The 878-nt window shown below is 50.1% G+C and carries 1 protein-coding gene; it reads right to left on the bottom strand.

What is annotated here, in order from left to right; translation table 11 throughout:
- Nucleotides 1–89: 89 nt before the first annotated feature.
- On the bottom strand, nt 90–878 hold a 789-nt coding region (locus GY683_RS06440; RefSeq protein ID WP_297287960.1), incomplete at its 5' end, for a phosphoribosylformylglycinamidine synthase subunit PurQ.

Here is an 878-nt window from a genome sequence, read left to right as displayed (position 1 = left end):
TCCAAGCTTGCATTAAACGGAAGTAATGTATATCTGTACTACTAAAACTAACGAAAGTTCTAGGCAATCCCATTTTTATCTCCTTAAAATCAACGTAAAAACGCCCGTGCGTTCCTAAACATCCGCATCCACGCCCCGTCATTGTCCCAAGCTTCAGGCTTCCAACTGTGGTTATACGCCATCAAATTGCGCTCTGGGTGTGGCATCATCAAGGTCACACGCCCATCGGTGCTACAAATCCCTGTCACCCCTTGCGGTGAGCCATTTGGATTGAGCGGATAATGCTCGGTTGCTGTGCCGAGACTGTCCACATAACGCATCACAATTTGCCCATGTGCGCTCATCCCTGCGATATCGGTATCGCTCAACCTCGCAAAGCCTTCGCCATGTGCCACCGCAATCGGTAGAATGCTCTCTTGCATGCCTTTTAACAGCACCGACTTGGTACGTTCAATTTTCACATTCACCGTGCGCGCTTCAAAGCGTGCCGATTTATTGGCGATAAAACGGGGGAACTTCTCTGCGCCAGGTATCAAGTCTTTAAGCTGGCTCATCATCTGACAGCCGTTACACACGCCAAGCGAGAAGGTTTCTGGTCGGGTAAAGAATCGCACAAATTGCATGCGTAATTCATCATGGAACAGTACCGATTTTGCCCAGCCAGCACCAGCGCCAAGCACATCGCCATAACTAAAGCCGCCACAAGCCACGAGCCCATCAAAGTCACGCAAGTTGACACGCCCTTTGAGTAAGTCACTCATATGCACATCGACGGCTTCTAGTCCTGCGCGTTTAAAGCCTGCTGCCATTTCTAGCTGACCATTCACGCCTTGCTCACGCAAAATGGCGACTTTAGGCTGTGCGCTGCGGCTATTGAT

This window comes from Moraxella sp., assembly GCF_024227015.1.
In the GTDB taxonomy this organism is placed as follows: domain Bacteria; phylum Pseudomonadota; class Gammaproteobacteria; order Pseudomonadales; family Moraxellaceae; genus Moraxella.
Note: the sequence above shows the minus strand (reverse complement) of the source record. Positions and strands in the feature narration are given on the sequence as shown.